Genomic DNA, 14,114 nt, shown 5'->3' with positions numbered 1-14,114 from the left:
GATGAGTGATACAAACGCAAATTCCGGCATCGGTTTCGTCCGGAGGGATCAGATCCCGCCAAGCCCGCCGCCCGCCACTGAGGTTGGCGTCGTCGGGTGGCTGCGGAGCAATCTGTTCTACTCGATCCCGTCCTCGATCCTGACGGTGGTGACGGTTCTCTTCATCTACTGGCTGTCTTCGATCATCCTGCCCTGGCTTTTCAACGGGGTCTGGGATGCGGAGTCGATCCGGGACTGCCGCGAGCAGTTGCAGGGCAAGGTGGGCGGCTGCTTTGCCGTGATCTCCGAGCGCTGGCCACAGCTGATCTTCGGGAACTACCCAGCGGATGAGTACTGGCGCGCGGTTCTGGCCTTTATCGGGCTCTTCGTGGCACTGGCTCCGGTGCTCTTCTACAAACTGCCCCGGCAGCTTCTGTGGTTCACGGGTCTCTTTCCCTTCATCGCCTATTGGCTGATCTGGGGCGGCTCGCTCTGGGTTTCCGTCTTTGCGCTGGTGGGGGTCGTGGTCGGCTACTTTGTCTTCCGCGGGCTTGAGGCGCGGTCCTTCTTTGGCGGGATCGTCGCGGCCATTGTTGCGACGGTGGCCTTCTGGATCCTCATTGCGCCGCTCCTGAGCGGCGGCTTCGCGGCCATCGTGTCGCTGTCGCTGACACCGGTGGAAAGCCGCTTCATCGGCGGGTTCATGATCAACTTCATCCTCGGAACCTCGGGCATCGTCTTGTCGCTGCCTCTGGGGATCGCGCTCGCGCTTGGGCGGCAGTCGAACCTGCCGATCATCAAGGGCATCTGTGTGGTCTTCATCGAGTTCATCCGGGGTGTGCCACTGATCACGCTCCTGTTCGTGGCCTCGGTCATGCTGGCGTATTTCCTGCCGCCGGGCACGAATTTCGACCTGGTGCTACGGGTGATCATCATGATCACGCTCTTTGCCGCCGCCTATATCGCCGAGGCGATCCGGGGTGGTCTCGCGGCCCTGCCGCGGGGACAGTATGAGGCGGGCGACAGTCTCGGCCTCGACTACTGGCAATCCATGCGCCTGATCATCCTGCCGCAAGCGCTGAAGATCTCGATCCCCTCCATCGTGAACATCGCGATTGGCCTCTTCAAGGATACGACCCTCGTCTCGATCATCTCGATGTTCGACATGCTGGGGATGATCCAGGGTCCGATCCTGTCCACCACGGAATGGTTCGGCGTCTACTGGGAACTGCTCGGCTTCGCCGCCGTTCTGTTCTTCATCTTCTGCTACGGCATCTCGCAATACTCGCAATGGTTGGAGCGTCAGCTTCAGACCGGACATCGTTAAGGAAAGGGCACGAAAATGGCTATGACTGACCAAGCCCCGACAATGACCGTCTCTTCGGAGGTGGCGATTGAAATCGACAAGATGAACAAGTGGTACGGGCAATTCCACGTGCTGCGGGACATCGACCTGACCGTGTACCGGGGCGAGCGGATCGTGATCTGCGGGCCTTCGGGCTCGGGCAAATCCACGTTGATCCGCTGCATCAACGCGCTGGAGGAGCATCAGGCTGGTTCGATCACCGTGGATGGCACGTTGCTGTCCTCGGATCTCAAGAACATCGACACGATCCGGTCCGAGGTCGGCATGTGCTTTCAGCACTTCAACCTCTTCCCGCATCTGACGATCCTCGAGAACTGCACGCTCGCCCCGATCTGGGTGCGCAAGACCCCCAAGAAGGAGGCCGAGGAGACGGCCATGCACTTCCTGGAAAAGGTCAAGATCCCGGATCAGGCGAACAAGTATCCGGGCCAGCTCTCGGGGGGGCAGCAGCAGCGAGTGGCGATTGCCCGGTCGCTCTGCATGAAGCCGCGGATCATGCTCTTTGACGAGCCGACCTCGGCTCTCGACCCGGAGATGATCAAGGAGGTGCTCGACACCATGATCGAGCTCGCCGAAGAGGGGATGACCATGCTCTGCGTGACCCACGAGATGGGCTTTGCCCGTCAGGTCGCGAACCGGGTTATCTTCATGGATGCGGGCCAGATTGTGGAGCAGAACGAGCCCGAAGAGTTCTTCAACAATCCGCAAAGCGACCGGACCAAGCTGTTCCTCAGCCAGATCCTCGGTCACTGATCGATCTGAATTTGTGGCAGGGCCCCGGGATCTCCCGGGGCTTTGTCATGTCCGGGTGACGCCCAGATCCGCCGGGATCACGAAGGCGCGGACGGCGCCTGTACCGGGGGAGAGCTCGGCCCAATCCTCGATATCGAAATCGAGCACTGTCAGCGCCCCGGTGGGGTATTGCGCAAAGCGGTGATGCTCCGGCGCGGTCGCGGCCATCTGGTCAGCAAACTCCGCGATCCCCGGATTGTGCGCCACCACCAGCACCCGCGCGCCCGACGCCCCCTGGACCGCCTGCAGGAGCATGGCAGGCCCCGCATGGTAAAGGGACGAGGTTAGGCTGGCCTCGCCGCTTAGTCCCAGCCTGCGCCAGGTCTCTTGCGTGCGCGCCGCGTCCGAGCAGAGCACTTCGTCCGGCACGAGCGCCTCGTCGGTGATCCAGCGCCCCAACGCCTCCGCCCCGCGCCGGCCACGCCCGTTCAGGGGACGGCTATGGTCATCGCGCCCGGGCTCGGCCCAGCTCGACTTGGCATGACGTAGAAGAAGCAGTGTTTTCATGGGCGCCTGTGAAAGCTGTTCATGTGAAAGGCCGATTGCGCCTCGGCGCGGCCATAGGTCTTGCTGATCGGGCAGGCGCGGCGTACCGCGCAGCCCCGTCCATGACAATCCAGACCGGCCGATGTGTCCAGAAAGGATTTGCAGAGCGGCACGTCATAGGCCGTGGGCGCAAGGGCCGAGATCGGGCAAGCGATGCGGCAGGGCTGGTGCGTGCAGCGCTCACAAGGGTTGGACGGGGGCGGGGGCAGGTCGATCCGCGCGCGCAGGGCCAGAGCCCCACGGTAGCTGATCATCAGCCCGGCGGCGTCATGCACCAGCAGCCCAACCGGTGAGACATGGGCGCGCCCACTGTCTTGCGCCCAGCGGATGAACGGGCGCCAGGGCGGGCCGCCAAAGGGAAAAAGCGCCTTGGTCCGGTCCCCCAGATCACACGCCCATTGCCCGATCACCCGGCGGGACCAGCGATCCAGAGGATCGGGCGTGCCATCGGTGAATTCTGGTGTGGTTTGCACATGCGCCCAGAAGCCGGGCTCGCCGGGGCCGAGGAGCAGCATGGTCTGCGTGCCCTCGGGCACGTCCGGATCGTTTGCGGGGTGCCAGGCGCCAAAGATCGCGAGCTGCCGCGTGGCGGCGGCAGCCTCCAACGCGGCATAGCTGGGCGTGTCAGCCACTTCGGATCATCGAGCCCGCACCATGCTCGGTGAAAAGCTCCAGCAGGCAGGCATTGGGCGCGCGTCCGTCGAGGATCACCGCGGCCCGGACCCCGCCCTTGACCGCTGCGACGCAAGTCTCGGTCTTGGGGATCATGCCGCCGGCGATCACACCGCTCTCGGTCATCTCGGCGATATGTTCGACGGTCAGCTCGGTGACGACCTTGCCATCCGCGTCCTTCACGCCCGCCACATCGGTCAGCAGCAGCAGCCGATCTGCCTTGAGCGCCGCCGCGATGGCACCGGCTGCCGTGTCGCCATTGATGTTATAGGTCTCGCCCTCGCGGCCCGTGCCGATGGGGGCGATCACCGGAATGATCTCGGAGCGGACAAGCTGCAGCAGCGTGTCCGGCGTCACCTCGACCGGGTCGCCGACAAAGCCGAGCTCGGGATCTGCCGGGTCGCAGACGATCAGATTGGCATCCTTGCCGCTCAGCCCGATGGCGCGGCCGCCCTCGCCATTGATGGCCTGCACCAGCCGCTTGTTCACGAGGCCCGAGAGCACCATCTCGACCACTTCGACCGTGGCCGCATCGGTCACGCGCTTGCCTTTGACGAATTCGGATTTGATGTCGAGCTTGGCCAGCATGTCGTTGATCATCGGCCCGCCGCCATGGACGATCACCGGGTTCACCCCGACCTGCCGCATCAGAACGATGTCGCGGGCAAAGCTCGCCAGCGCCTCGGCATCCCCCATGGCGTGGCCGCCGAACTTCACCACGACGATGGCATCGTCATAGCGCCGCAGGAACGGCACAGCTTCGGAGAGGGTGCGCGCGGTGGCGATCCAGTCGCTTTTCATCGATCTCGTTTTCATCTTGGCTCTGTCTTGGTGGTGCTGCCTGTTACCTGTTTCGCGCTTCGCTGCCAAGGCGTAGGGTTGCCGGGAAAGGTCCTGTCCCATGAGTCGCCAACGCACACTCGTTCTCACCGGTGCCAGCCGCGGTATCGGCCATGCCACGGTCAAGGCGTTCTCCGCCGAGGGGTGGCGCGTGCTGACCTGCTCTCGCCAGCCCTTCGATGCGCGCTGTCCATGGCCGGGGGGGGAGGACAACCACATCCAGCTTGATCTGGCGGACCCGAAGAACACGATCGAGGCGATTGAGACGATCCGAGGCAAGCTTGATGGCAAGCTCGACGCGCTGGTGAACAATGCGGGGATCTCGCCCAAGGGCGAAGGCGGCGCGCGGCTCAACACGCTGGAGACCGACCTGCGGACCTGGGGGCAGGTGTTCCATGTGAATTTCTTTGCCTCCGTGGTGCTGGCGCGGGGATTGCAGTCAGAGCTGGCGGCCGCTGGGGGCGCAGTGGTCAATGTGACGTCGATTGCCGGGACGCGGGTGCATCCCTTTGCCGGCGCGGCCTATGCGACCTCCAAGGCGGCGCTGGCAGCCCTGACACGGGAGATGGCCCATGATTTCGGCCCGCTCGGTGTACGGGTGAATGCGATTGCACCGGGGGAGGTGGAGACTTCGATCCTGTCGCCGGGTACAGAGAAGATCGTCGAGAAGCTGCCTCTGCGCCGCTTGGGCCAGCCCTCGGAGGTGGCGGCCGCAATCTATTTCCTCTGCTCGGAGCCGGGCAGCTATATCTCGGGTACCGAGATCGAGGTGAATGGCGGGCAGCACGTCTAGCGTCTTGGGGGCCAGCCCCCAAACCCCCGGGATATTTAGAGACTTAAGTCAGACCAGCCCGGCGATGAGGGCGCGGAGCGTGGCGATGCCATCGCCTTTGGCGGAGCTTGTGAGCAGCAGTTCGGGGAAAGCGGCGGGGTGTTTTGCGAGGGCTTTGCGCACCTGATCGAGAACGCGGTCCTGCTCGCTCACCTTGATCTTGTCGGCCTTGGTCAGCACCACCTGGAAGGTGACCGCCGCGGTGTCGAGGAGCGACATGATCTCGTGGTCAACCGTTTTGATCCCGTGGCGCGCATCGATCAGCACGAAGGCGCGGCGGAGGGTTTGGCGCCCGGTCAGATAGGCCTTGAGCAGGGCCTGCCATTTCGCGACCACGGCGACAGGGGCTTCGGCGAAGCCGTAGCCGGGCACGTCGACGAGGTAGCGGTCGGTGCCGAGGCAGAAATAGTTGATCTCCTGGGTGCGTCCTGGGGTGTTGGAGGTCCGTGCAAGGGCCTTGCGCCCGGTCAGCGCGTTGATCAGCGAGGACTTGCCCACATTCGAGCGCCCGGCAAAGCAGACCTCGAGCCGGTCCGCCGGGGGCAGCCCGTTCATGGCGACGACACCTTTCAGGAAGGTGACCTCCCCCGCGAAAAGCTTGCGCCCGGCCTCAAGGCTGGCGGCGTCCGGCTCTGGTGTGAGCGGAAAGGGCAGGGAGGTCACGCGATGACCTCGCAGGTCGCGCCGATGGCGATCTCGCCGGGGGTTTTGACCACGGCGTAGATGGCGAAATCCTGATGACCCCACCCCTCGCGCAGGGCAGCAAGGGTGTCTGCGTCGCGCAATCCGGTGTCCGGGTTTGCCATGGTGGCGGTGCAGCGCTCGATCCGCTCGGTGACCTCAAGCTCGGCAGTGCCAATACGCAAGGTGCGACCGATCCATTCGAATTCTTCCCAAGGGCCGAGACCGTCGAGCCAGATATTGCCGCGCCAGCGCAGGGGCGAGATCTCGCGCCCGAGCTTCTGGGACACGGCGCGATGGCTCGCATGGTTGCAGATGCTGATTGTCGGCTCAGGTGAGTCCGTGAAGCCTCGTGCGTCATTGCGCAGAATCCCCGTGGGCTGCGCCCGGTTCGCGGGGCAAAGGGAGGTGACCCAGTCGAGGAAAGCGGCGGCTTCCTGATCCGGCTGGAAGGTCAGATCGGGGCGGTCCGGATGGGTCAGCGTCACGGTGGCGTCATCCGAATGCAGGCGCGCTCGGATTGCGGCCAGCGCCGGGGCTTTGGCCACGCGCGAAAAATTCGCGCAGGGCGCCCAGTCCGTGCCTGTCAGCTTGGCAGCTTCGTGGTGCACGGCCCAAAGCCGGTCCCCGGGCAAGGTCTTGCCCGGTTCGAGCGCGGCTTCCGTGAGCGCCTCCACCCCGTGGGACTTGATCGGATGGCGCCAGATTTCGGCGATGGTGCCGGTCACTTATCCTCCGTCGGCTTCTTTTTCTTGAAGCTCGCCGTGATGTTGCCGAACACGTCCGGTTTGTACCCGTGGCGCCGCATGATGAAATACTGCTGGCTGAAGGTGATGACGTTGTTGGCGATCCAGTAGACGATCAGGCCGCTGGCGAAAGTGCCGAGCATGAACATGAACACCCAAGGCAGCCAGGCGAAGATCATGGCCTGGGTCGGGTCGGTGGGCGCCGGGTTCAGCTTCTGTTGCAGCCACATGGAGATGCCGAGCAGGAGCGGCAGGATCCCGATGAAGACCAGTGCGAGGATCGAGCCTGGCTCGGGCGCGGCGTTTGGCAGGAGGCCGAACAGGTTCATGATGGAGGTCGGATCCGGCGCAGAAAGATCCTGGAACGGGCCAAAGAACGGCGCATGACGCAGTTCGATCGTGACGAAGATCACCTTGTAGAGCGAGAAGAAGATCGGGATCTGCAGCAGGATCGGCAAACAGCCCGCGGCCGGGTTCACCTTTTCCTTCTTGTAGAGCTCCATCATCGCCACCTGAAGCTTCTGGCGGTCGTCGCCAGCCTTCTCCTTGAGCTTTTCCATCTGCGGCTGGAGCTCTTTCATGCGGGCCATGGAGACGTAGGATTTCCACGCGAGCGGGAGCAGGAGCGCCTTGATCAGAAGCGTCAGAACGATGATGGCGACGCCCATATTCCCGATCAGCAGGTTCAGTTCGTGCAGCACGAAGAAGATCGGCTTAGTCAGGAAGTAGAACCAGCCCCAGTCGATGCTGTCGATAAAGCCGACAATCCCGAGGTCTTTCTCATAGCCGCGGATGGCTTCCCATTCTTTGGCGCCCGCGAAGAGGTGCGACTCGACGCTGACGGTTTGGCCTGCAGCGATGCTCTGGGTCGCGAGTCGCGTTTCGGTCTGGTAGATATCCGCGCTGGCCACGTATTTCGCAACGGAGGTGAAGGGCTGCCCCGGCGTCGGAATGAGCGTGGTCATCCAGTTCTTGTCAGTGAAGCCGATCCAGCCGTTTTCCTCGATCTGGGTCACTTCGGCGCGTGCACCTTCCCGCTCGACGAAGTCATAGTCGAGCATGTCGTCGTAATCGGACTCGATCAAGCCGCCATCGGCCATGGCGACGACGCCCTCATGCAGGACGAAGAAGTTGACGGTCTCCGGCTCGCCATGGCGCGCGATGATCCCGTAAGGCTGCATGCGCTGGCTGGTCTCGGTGGGGTTCTCGACGCTTTGAGCGATCGAGAACATGAAATCCTCGTCAATCGCGATGGTGCGCCGGAAGATCAGGCCCGAGGGGCTGTCCCAGCGCAGGGTGACAGGGGTGTCGACAGACAGGGTCTCACCCGCTTCCACGGACCATACGGTGTTTGCGCCGGGCACGTCGTCAAAGGACAACGCTCCTGCCGGGGCCCAGCCGTAGAGGGCGTAATAGGCGCCGGGCTGATCAACAGGCGAGAGCAGGCGCACGATGGGCGAGTCAGGCTCCAGCGTTTCATTGTAGCCCTTGAGGCTAAGGTCATCGATCCGACCGCCAAGCAGCGAGATCGAGCCTTCGACCGCCGGTGTTTCGATGGGCAGGCGTGGGGCGTTGCTGGTCGAGGAGGTCGTCGCTTGCGGTGCAGCCCCTGGAGCGGCTTCGGTAATGGCCGCAGGTGGGGTCAGGGCGACATCGCCTCCGGCCTGCTCGGCCACTTGCGCTGGGGCATTGGGATCGGAGACCGGCTCTTCCGGTGGAAAGACCAGGAACCAGACCAGGATCACCAGGAAGCTGAGCGCCGTGGCGAGAATGAGGTTCTTATTCTGATCGTCCATCTGGGACCCACACCTATTGACCTTGGAATAGGTGGGTTCAACCGAGAAGGCAGAAGAAGGTCAAGTCATTTTCCCGAATGTGACCGCAGCCGTGGCATTGCCACGCAAGCGATTTCAACCCGGGCAGGCCTTAGTGACCCTGTTGCCGTTCAATCCGGGGCGGCGGGGCAAGCTTCGCATTATGCGCTTCAAGCCAGGCAAAGGTGTCCTCAAAAGGCATGGGGCGCGCGATGCCATAGCCCTGTACGTGGTGACAACCAAGCTGGCCGAGCAGCGAATGCTCCCCAATCGTTTCAACCCCTTCGGCTAGGGCGTCCAGCCCAAGCTGCTGCGCCATGGTCAGGATGGCGGCGACCATACGCTGTTGCTCCCCATCCTTGTCCACATGGGTCACGAAGGAGCGGTCGATCTTGATCCGATTGATCCGGAACTGCTTGATCGAACTGATCGAGGCGTGACCGGTCCCGAAGTCATCTAGGTCTATGCCGCAACCCAGCTCCCCCAAGGCGCTGATATTGCGCAGAATAATGTCGTCTTCAGTTTGCGAGATCACGGATTCGAGGATCTCAACCGCCAGGCGATCGGCGGTCAGGCCAAACCGGTCAAGCTCCCATTTCACCTTGTCGATCAGATGGGGATTGCGCAGCTCCATCCCGGCGAAATTCACGCCGATGTTCGGAATGGCGAAGCCGCCGCGTTCCCAGGCCACCAGCGCCTTGAGCCCTTGATAGAGCATGACCTCGCTCAGCCGTTCCGTACGGCCTGTTGCTTCGATCGCGGGCAGAAACTCTGCCGGAGACACAGTCCCGCGTGTGGGATGCTCCCACCGGGCCAGCGCTTCGAAGCCCGTGACCTGACCGGTTTCGGTGGAAACCTGGGGTTGGAACCAGGCAACAATCTCCCCGTTTTCCAAGGCTTTGGCCAAGTCCTCTGCCAGTTCATGGCTCGCGCGAATCTCGGTCTGCATCTCGGAAGAGAATAGCCGCAGCGCGCCGGCCCCATGGGACCGTGCTTCGACCATTGCGCGCTCAGCCGCCACCAGCAGGCTGGCTGCCGTAGGCTCAGGTGACTTGCTGGCTAGGGCAATCCCGACCGAAGCGCTGACATAGGCGGTGGTCCCGTGGACGATGACGGGCTCACTCAGTGCGCGCTGGATCCGGTCGCCAATGGAGAGGATCGAATCGAGCGTCATGCCCTGAGAGGGTGCCAGATAGAGCGCATAGGCATCCGCATCGAGCCTTACAACGAGGTCATCTTCGCGCACAGCGCTGCGCAGACGTTGGGCGGTCTGGCGCAACACCTCATCGCCCGCATCCCGGCCCCAGCGTTCGTTGAATGAATGAAACTCATCAATATCGATCACAAGGCAGGCCGCAGTCCGTGTGCTGGCGCCCGGGGTCGCGAAATAGCGGTCCACCACATCCAGCAGTGCCGCCCGGCTGGGCAGACCCGTCAAGGGATCGCGCCCGCCTTTCGGAGAATTCACGACATCCATTGCGCGGAAGGCCAGCACGAGGAAGGGGATCAGCGTGCTGGCCCCGACCAGCCAGCGGATATCCCGGGTGGAATAGGAAATGGCCACAAAAAGAGGAATAAACCCAACGAGCAAGGCCGGATCGCGAAGGAGCTGCCGACCAGTGTTCTTCAAAGTGTCCAATAGACGCGAAACCAAAACGCATGCCTCATCTTGCGCGGACGGCCTTGTGCCGATCGCTGTGAATGAGGCTATGGGTCGTCCATGGCCAAGCCGTTAAGGCCCGGTTTCCTTCTGTTTCGAATTTTCTGAAAACGCCGCGGCATCCAGGGACAGATTGGCGAAATCGAATAGTTTCGGGTCCAGCATGTGAGACGGCCGGACATTCGTCAGGGCCTTGAACATGACCTGTCGGCGCCCGGGACTGTTGGCCTCCCAACCATCGAGAATCGCTTTCACCTGCTGCCGCTGCAGCCCGTCCTGACTGCCACAAAGGTCACAGGGAATAATGGGATAGTTCATGGCGCGGGCAAACTTCTCGCAATCGGCTTCGGCCACATGGGCGAGCGGGCGATAGACGAATAGATCGCCCTCTTCGTTGCGCAGTTTCGGTGGCATGGTGGCCAGACGACCGCCATGAAAAAGATTCATGAAAAATGTCTCGAGAATATCGTCCCGGTGGTGCCCCAGTACCACGGCCGAGCAGCCTTCCTCCCGCGCGATGCGATAAAGATTACCGCGCCGCAGCCGCGAGCAGAGCGCGCAATAGGTCCGCCCCTCGGGCACCTTGTCCATCACGATGGAATAGGTGTCCTGATATACGATGCGATGGGGGACACCCATTCGTTCCAGAAACGCGGGGAGGACCGTGGCGGGAAACCCCGGCTGCCCCTGATCGAGATTGCAGGCGAGGATCTCCACCGGCAGGAGCCCGCGCCATTGCAGCTCGTAGAGCGCCGCGAGCAGTGTGTAGCTGTCCTTGCCGCCCGAGAGACAGACCAGCCAGCGCGGCTTCGCGCCATCCCGCGCGCTGGGCTCGATCATCCCATATTGCTCAATCGCTTCGCGCGTGTTGCGGATGATCCGCTTGCGCAGCTTCTTGAACTCGGTGCTGCTGGGGGCGCCGTGAAACAGGGGATGGATCTCGGTTTCGTCGAGCATGTCGGGCATCCTTGAGGGGTCCCGCAGGGCATAGGCGAGCCCACCCCCCGGCGTCAATCGCTTGCCCGCGGCCCCTGGTGGCTTAGCTCTGGCCCAAAGGGGGATCTGATGCGCGCATTTCTGATCGGAGCGGTGCTGCTCCTCGCGTCCTGTACGGGCAAACCGGCGCTGGAGGATCCAGCGCTGAGCAACCGGCAGCTCAATCTCGAGGAGTTCTTCGCGGGCGATCTCGTGGCTTATGGCCAGTTTCAGGACGTGCTGGGGACTGTGCGCCGCCGCTTCGAGGTGGAGATCACGGGCACCTGGGACGGGGAAACCCTGTGGCTGGTCGAGGATTTCGTCTATGAAGATGCAAGCACCGAGCAGCGGATCTGGACCCTGACCAAAACCGGCCCGGACAGCTGGGAAGGCACCGCGCCGGGGGTGATCGGGACGGCCAGCGGCATCGAGCAAGGCGATACATTCAACTGGGTCTATACGATCGATCTGCCTCTCGGGGACGGGACGACCACGCGGTTTTCCTTTGACGATTGGATGTGGCTGCTTTCCGAAGATCGTTTGCTGAACCGGGCCTATATGACCCGCGCCGGGATCTATGTGGGTGACGTGATCATCACCTTCGAGAAACTCTGAGCCCGCCACATGGGCGTGAGTGAAACGCAGATGCGTCCGCTATTCAATCGGGCACGTCATCCACACCCATGCCGCCCCAGGGATGGCAGCGCAGGATCCGGCGCAGGGCAAGCCAGCCCCCCTTGATCCCGCCATGCTTGCGCAGGGCCTCCATGGCATAGGCAGAGCAGGTGGGATCATAGCGGCAGTTATGCCCGACCCAGGGCGAAAACACCGCGCGATAGGCCCGAACGGGCAGGGAGAGCACAAAGGCCAGTGGGCTCATGGGCGCGGGGCCTTGTTGCGTGGCGGTTTACCCGAGGGGTTGCGCGGCGCGTGGATCCGACCGAGCGCTGTTACGAGATCCGCACGCAAAGCCGCAAAATCGCGGGTCGCGGTCGCCTCCTTGCGCCCGACCAGCACATAGTCCCAACCCGGTTTGCCATGGCGCGGCAGCTCAAGCCGCGCGATCTCGCGCAGGCGGCGTTTGGCGCGGTTGCGGGCCACGGCGTTGCCAACCTTCTTGGAACAGGTGAACCCGATGCGGGTCTGCGCCGAGGACATGTCCTCGGCGCGCCGTCGCGCCTGCAAGAGAAAGGCGGGGGCTGCCTGCCGCCGGGCGCGGGCCGCGGCCAGAAAATCCGCGCGCTTGGTCAGAACGACAAGCGCCGCCGGCGAAGTCGCGGGCGGCGGTGCGGGTGCCTTTTCGGCACCGGGCTCGGAGGACGAGCGCTCTGTCATCATAGCCCGAAGGCCAGCGGCAGGGCTCAGGCGCTCAGCGACTTGCGGCCGCGAGCACGACGGGCGTTGAGGATCTTGCGGCCGGCCTTGGTGGCCATGCGCGCGCGAAACCCGTGACGCCGCTTGCGAACCAGGTTCGACGGTTGGTACGTGCGCTTCATCGCTTTTCTCCTTCGGTTGACCCGCCGCCCGGATGGCGCACGTGCCAGAAAATCTACAGAGCCCGTCGTTTAGGCGCACGGGCCATTTGAGTCAACGCGTTTGCGGCGTTTCCTCCACCCCTGCAGGCTGTGTTACACAGCGCCTTGAGGGGGGAGTGGCGGACCGAGGAGGATTCGAACCCCCGACCCCCTGATTCGTAGTCAGGTACTCTATCCAGCTGAGCTATCGGTCCGTGAGGGCGGTGACTAACGCCCGTCCCCGGTCATTGCAAGCGGGTTTTTCGTTATTCTGCAGCCGCGTCGAGAATGGCGGAGTTTCGCGGCAGACGCAGGGCGAATTCGGTGCCCTCCGCATCGGTCTGCACAAGCTCCAGTGCCCCGCCATGGCCGCGCACCAGTTCCGCAGCGATCACCAGACCGAGCCCGGTACCCCCCTTGCGCACACCGCCCTGGAAGGCCGTGAACAGGTTCTCGCGCGCCCGGGGCGGCAGGCCCGGCCCGGTATCCCGGATGCAGATAATCCATTCGGCGTCCTCCTCGCGCGCGGCCACGCAGATCTTACCGGGCACGCCCGTGGCCTCAATCGCCTGACGGGCATTGCGCACAAGGTTCGAGATCACGCGGTAGAGCTGCTCGCTATCGGCGCGGATCGCGAGAGCCGGGGGCACATCTGAGGTCAGGGTGACGTTGTCACCGGTGCAGGCCAGGGTCTCACTGTCGATGACGTCATCGATAAGCGGGCCCAGGTTGAACCGAGAGAGGGTTGGCGGCAGCTCTTCGGCCTTGCCGAAGGCCAGCGTGCCTTCGCAGAGGTTCACCGCCCGGCTGATCGCGTTCACGAGCTTCGGTGCCGCGCGCTGCACTGTCGGATCTTCGGAGCGCTCCATCCGGTCCGCCAGGAGCTGCGCCACCGTGAGGATATTGCGTAGATCATGGCTGATCTTGGCCACCGCCCCGCCCAACTGCGCCAGACGATCCTTCTGTTTCAGGGCCGTGGTCAGCTGGGTTTGCAGGGAATTCAGGGCAACCTCCGCGTCGCGCAACTCCGTCACGCCCGCATCCGGGGCGATGATCCGGCGCGCATCCTCGGGCGCTTCCGCATAGGCGGTCATGTGGTTGACCACCCGGCGCATGGGTTTGACGAGGAAGCGGCGCACGGCGAGGAACAGGAGTGCAGCCGTGAAGATCGAGATCACAGCCGAGAGAATCAGGATCCGTACCCCGTAATCGATCAAGGCGGCGCGCAAGGGCCCGGTAGGCATGGTCACTTCGATGACCTCGCCCGCCCCGCGTACCGGGGTGCCGATCACGCGGATCACCTGATCCTCGGTCATGGTGAGGTTCCACATGGCGTCCTTGATCAGCTCAAAGGCCGAAGGATCCCGCAAATCATAGGTGCCATAAATCTCGCCGGGCATCGGGGTCGAGAGAACCAGCTGACGCACCTCATCCCGCCGCAGCACGACATTGAGGACTTCGGCATTCTCCAGCAGCTCGGCCTCGAGTTCGGGCTCGACCATGTCATTTGACGTGGCCAGCAGAGCGAGCGAGGCGATCTGCGCCCGCTCCAGCCGGTCGAGCAGATAGTCTTCGCGGAAGCGCGCGACCGAGGGCACAAAGATGAGCACCTCGGCCAGCATCACGAAGATGACGGTCAGGATCAGAAAGCGTCCAGATAGCGAATTCAAGTCAGTCGCTCCTCTCTCGACCTTGAC

Annotated in this window: 16 protein-coding genes and 1 tRNA gene; 4 read left to right on the top strand and 13 right to left on the bottom strand. The window is 63.3% G+C overall.

The genetic code is table 11. The features are described from left to right. Nucleotide 1 precedes the first annotated feature (1 nt). Together ACP153_RS05170 and ACP153_RS05165 are read left to right on the top strand one after the other, a co-directional pair. Nucleotides 2-1,306 (top strand): amino acid ABC transporter permease, encoded by a 1,305-nt coding sequence (locus tag ACP153_RS05170; RefSeq protein WP_424969889.1) that lies wholly within the window; start codon nucleotides 2-4, stop codon nucleotides 1,304-1,306. 21 nt (nucleotides 1,307-1,327) lie between these two features. After that, on the top strand, nucleotides 1,328-2,098 hold the full coding sequence (locus ACP153_RS05165; RefSeq protein WP_424970019.1) for an amino acid ABC transporter ATP-binding protein: 771 nt from the start codon (nucleotides 1,328-1,330) through the stop codon (nucleotides 2,096-2,098). 45 nt (nucleotides 2,099-2,143) lie between these two features. On the opposite strand, the gene ACP153_RS05160 is transcribed toward ACP153_RS05165, so the two are convergent. The 3 genes from ACP153_RS05160 to argB are packed head-to-tail and all read right to left on the bottom strand — an operon-like array spanning nucleotide 2,144 to nucleotide 4,171. Further along, nucleotides 2,144-2,644, bottom strand: coding sequence for a SixA phosphatase family protein (locus ACP153_RS05160; RefSeq protein WP_424969887.1), 501 nt, complete (start codon nucleotides 2,642-2,644; stop codon nucleotides 2,144-2,146). Next, nucleotides 2,641-3,315 carry a ferredoxin gene (locus ACP153_RS05155; protein ID WP_424969886.1) on the bottom strand — a complete coding sequence of 225 codons (675 nt, stop codon included), beginning with the start codon at nucleotides 3,313-3,315 and terminating at the stop codon, nucleotides 2,641-2,643. Before ACP153_RS05155 ends, ACP153_RS05160 begins: the two co-directional genes overlap by 4 nt. Next, nucleotides 3,308-4,171 carry an acetylglutamate kinase gene (gene argB, locus ACP153_RS05150; RefSeq protein ID WP_424969885.1) on the bottom strand — a complete coding sequence of 288 codons (864 nt, stop codon included), beginning with the start codon at nucleotides 4,169-4,171 and terminating at the stop codon, nucleotides 3,308-3,310. Before argB ends, ACP153_RS05155 begins: the two co-directional genes overlap by 8 nt. Nucleotides 4,172-4,256: 85 nt before the next feature. Between argB and ACP153_RS05145 the strand changes: the two genes are divergently transcribed. Continuing rightward, entirely contained in the window at nucleotides 4,257-4,988 is a 732-nt protein-coding gene (locus ACP153_RS05145) for an SDR family NAD(P)-dependent oxidoreductase (protein ID WP_424969884.1), read from the top strand. A gap of 48 nt (nucleotides 4,989-5,036) precedes the next feature. Here ACP153_RS05145 and yihA read toward each other — a convergent pair whose 3' ends face one another. The 5 genes from yihA to ttcA form a co-directional block, all read right to left on the bottom strand. After that, complete coding sequence (yihA, locus tag ACP153_RS05140) at nucleotides 5,037-5,690, bottom strand: ribosome biogenesis GTP-binding protein YihA/YsxC (protein ID WP_424969883.1); 654 nt, start codon at nucleotides 5,688-5,690, stop codon at nucleotides 5,037-5,039. Beyond that, on the bottom strand, nucleotides 5,687-6,436 hold the full coding sequence (locus tag ACP153_RS05135) for an MOSC domain-containing protein (protein WP_424969882.1): 750 nt from the start codon (nucleotides 6,434-6,436) through the stop codon (nucleotides 5,687-5,689). Before ACP153_RS05135 ends, yihA begins: the two co-directional genes overlap by 4 nt. After that, nucleotides 6,433-8,250, bottom strand: coding sequence for a membrane protein insertase YidC (gene yidC, locus ACP153_RS05130; RefSeq protein WP_424969881.1), 1,818 nt, complete (start codon nucleotides 8,248-8,250; stop codon nucleotides 6,433-6,435). The genes ACP153_RS05135 and yidC overlap by 4 nt, the downstream gene beginning before the upstream one ends. Before the next feature lie 130 nt (nucleotides 8,251-8,380). Continuing rightward, on the bottom strand, nucleotides 8,381-9,832 hold the full coding sequence (locus ACP153_RS05125; protein ID WP_424969880.1) for a putative bifunctional diguanylate cyclase/phosphodiesterase: 1,452 nt from the start codon (nucleotides 9,830-9,832) through the stop codon (nucleotides 8,381-8,383). 168 nt (nucleotides 9,833-10,000) lie between these two features. Beyond that, nucleotides 10,001-10,885 carry a tRNA 2-thiocytidine(32) synthetase TtcA gene (gene ttcA, locus ACP153_RS05120; RefSeq protein ID WP_424969879.1) on the bottom strand — a complete coding sequence of 295 codons (885 nt, stop codon included), beginning with the start codon at nucleotides 10,883-10,885 and terminating at the stop codon, nucleotides 10,001-10,003. Nucleotides 10,886-10,993: 108 nt separating this feature from the next. Between ttcA and ACP153_RS05115 the strand changes: the two genes are divergently transcribed. Continuing rightward, entirely contained in the window at nucleotides 10,994-11,518 is a 525-nt protein-coding gene (locus ACP153_RS05115) for a DUF3833 domain-containing protein (RefSeq protein WP_424969878.1), read from the top strand. A 43-nt stretch (nucleotides 11,519-11,561) separates the two neighbouring features. Here ACP153_RS05115 and yidD read toward each other — a convergent pair whose 3' ends face one another. The 5 genes from yidD to ACP153_RS05090 all read right to left on the bottom strand — a co-directional run bounded on the left by yidD (nucleotide 11,562) and on the right by ACP153_RS05090 (nucleotide 14,039). Beyond that, nucleotides 11,562-11,783, bottom strand: a complete 222-nt coding sequence (yidD, locus tag ACP153_RS05110; protein WP_424969877.1) for a membrane protein insertion efficiency factor YidD — start codon at nucleotides 11,781-11,783, stop codon at nucleotides 11,562-11,564. After that, entirely contained in the window at nucleotides 11,780-12,238 is a 459-nt protein-coding gene (gene rnpA / locus ACP153_RS05105; protein WP_424969876.1) for a ribonuclease P protein component, read from the bottom strand. Before rnpA ends, yidD begins: the two co-directional genes overlap by 4 nt. A gap of 26 nt (nucleotides 12,239-12,264) precedes the next feature. Then, complete coding sequence (gene rpmH / locus ACP153_RS05100; RefSeq protein ID WP_005980833.1) at nucleotides 12,265-12,399, bottom strand: 50S ribosomal protein L34; 135 nt, start codon at nucleotides 12,397-12,399, stop codon at nucleotides 12,265-12,267. A gap of 156 nt (nucleotides 12,400-12,555) precedes the next feature. Continuing rightward, nucleotides 12,556-12,632: transfer RNA gene (locus tag ACP153_RS05095), tRNA-Arg, on the bottom strand. A 51-nt stretch (nucleotides 12,633-12,683) separates the two neighbouring features. Next, nucleotides 12,684-14,039 (bottom strand): sensor histidine kinase, encoded by a 1,356-nt coding sequence (locus ACP153_RS05090; protein ID WP_424970018.1) that lies wholly within the window; start codon nucleotides 14,037-14,039, stop codon nucleotides 12,684-12,686. Nucleotides 14,040-14,114: the final 75 nt, after the last annotated feature.

This window comes from Dinoroseobacter sp. S76 (assembly GCF_049801095.1).
In the GTDB taxonomy this organism is placed as follows: Bacteria; Pseudomonadota; Alphaproteobacteria; order Rhodobacterales; family Rhodobacteraceae; genus Dinoroseobacter.
Note: the sequence above shows the minus strand (reverse complement) of the source record. Positions and strands in the feature narration are given on the sequence as shown.

Bases quoted from the DNA above. Each gene is read 5' to 3' on its own strand.
- ttcA (WP_424969879.1), bottom strand. From the start codon at position 10,885: ATGCTCGACGAAACCGAGATCCATCCCCTGTTTCACGGCGCCCCCAGC.
- argB (WP_424969885.1), bottom strand. From the start codon at position 4,171: ATGAAAACGAGATCGATGAAAAGCGACTGGATCGCCACCGCGCGCACC.
- ACP153_RS05090 (WP_424970018.1), bottom strand. From the start codon at position 14,039: ATGCTGGCCGAGGTGCTCATCTTTGTGCCCTCGGTCGCGCGCTTCCGC.
- ACP153_RS05160 (WP_424969887.1), bottom strand. From the start codon at position 2,644: ATGAAAACACTGCTTCTTCTACGTCATGCCAAGTCGAGCTGGGCCGAG.
- yidD (WP_424969877.1), bottom strand. From the start codon at position 11,783: ATGAGCCCACTGGCCTTTGTGCTCTCCCTGCCCGTTCGGGCCTATCGC.
- rnpA (WP_424969876.1), bottom strand. From the start codon at position 12,238: ATGACAGAGCGCTCGTCCTCCGAGCCCGGTGCCGAAAAGGCACCCGCA.
- rpmH (WP_005980833.1), bottom strand. From the start codon at position 12,399: ATGAAGCGCACGTACCAACCGTCGAACCTGGTTCGCAAGCGGCGTCAC.
- ACP153_RS05145 (WP_424969884.1), top strand. From the start codon at position 4,257: ATGAGTCGCCAACGCACACTCGTTCTCACCGGTGCCAGCCGCGGTATC.
- ACP153_RS05165 (WP_424970019.1), top strand. From the start codon at position 1,328: ATGACTGACCAAGCCCCGACAATGACCGTCTCTTCGGAGGTGGCGATT.
- ACP153_RS05115 (WP_424969878.1), top strand. From the start codon at position 10,994: ATGCGCGCATTTCTGATCGGAGCGGTGCTGCTCCTCGCGTCCTGTACG.
- yidC (WP_424969881.1), bottom strand. From the start codon at position 8,250: ATGGACGATCAGAATAAGAACCTCATTCTCGCCACGGCGCTCAGCTTC.
- ACP153_RS05170 (WP_424969889.1), top strand. From the start codon at position 2: ATGAGTGATACAAACGCAAATTCCGGCATCGGTTTCGTCCGGAGGGAT.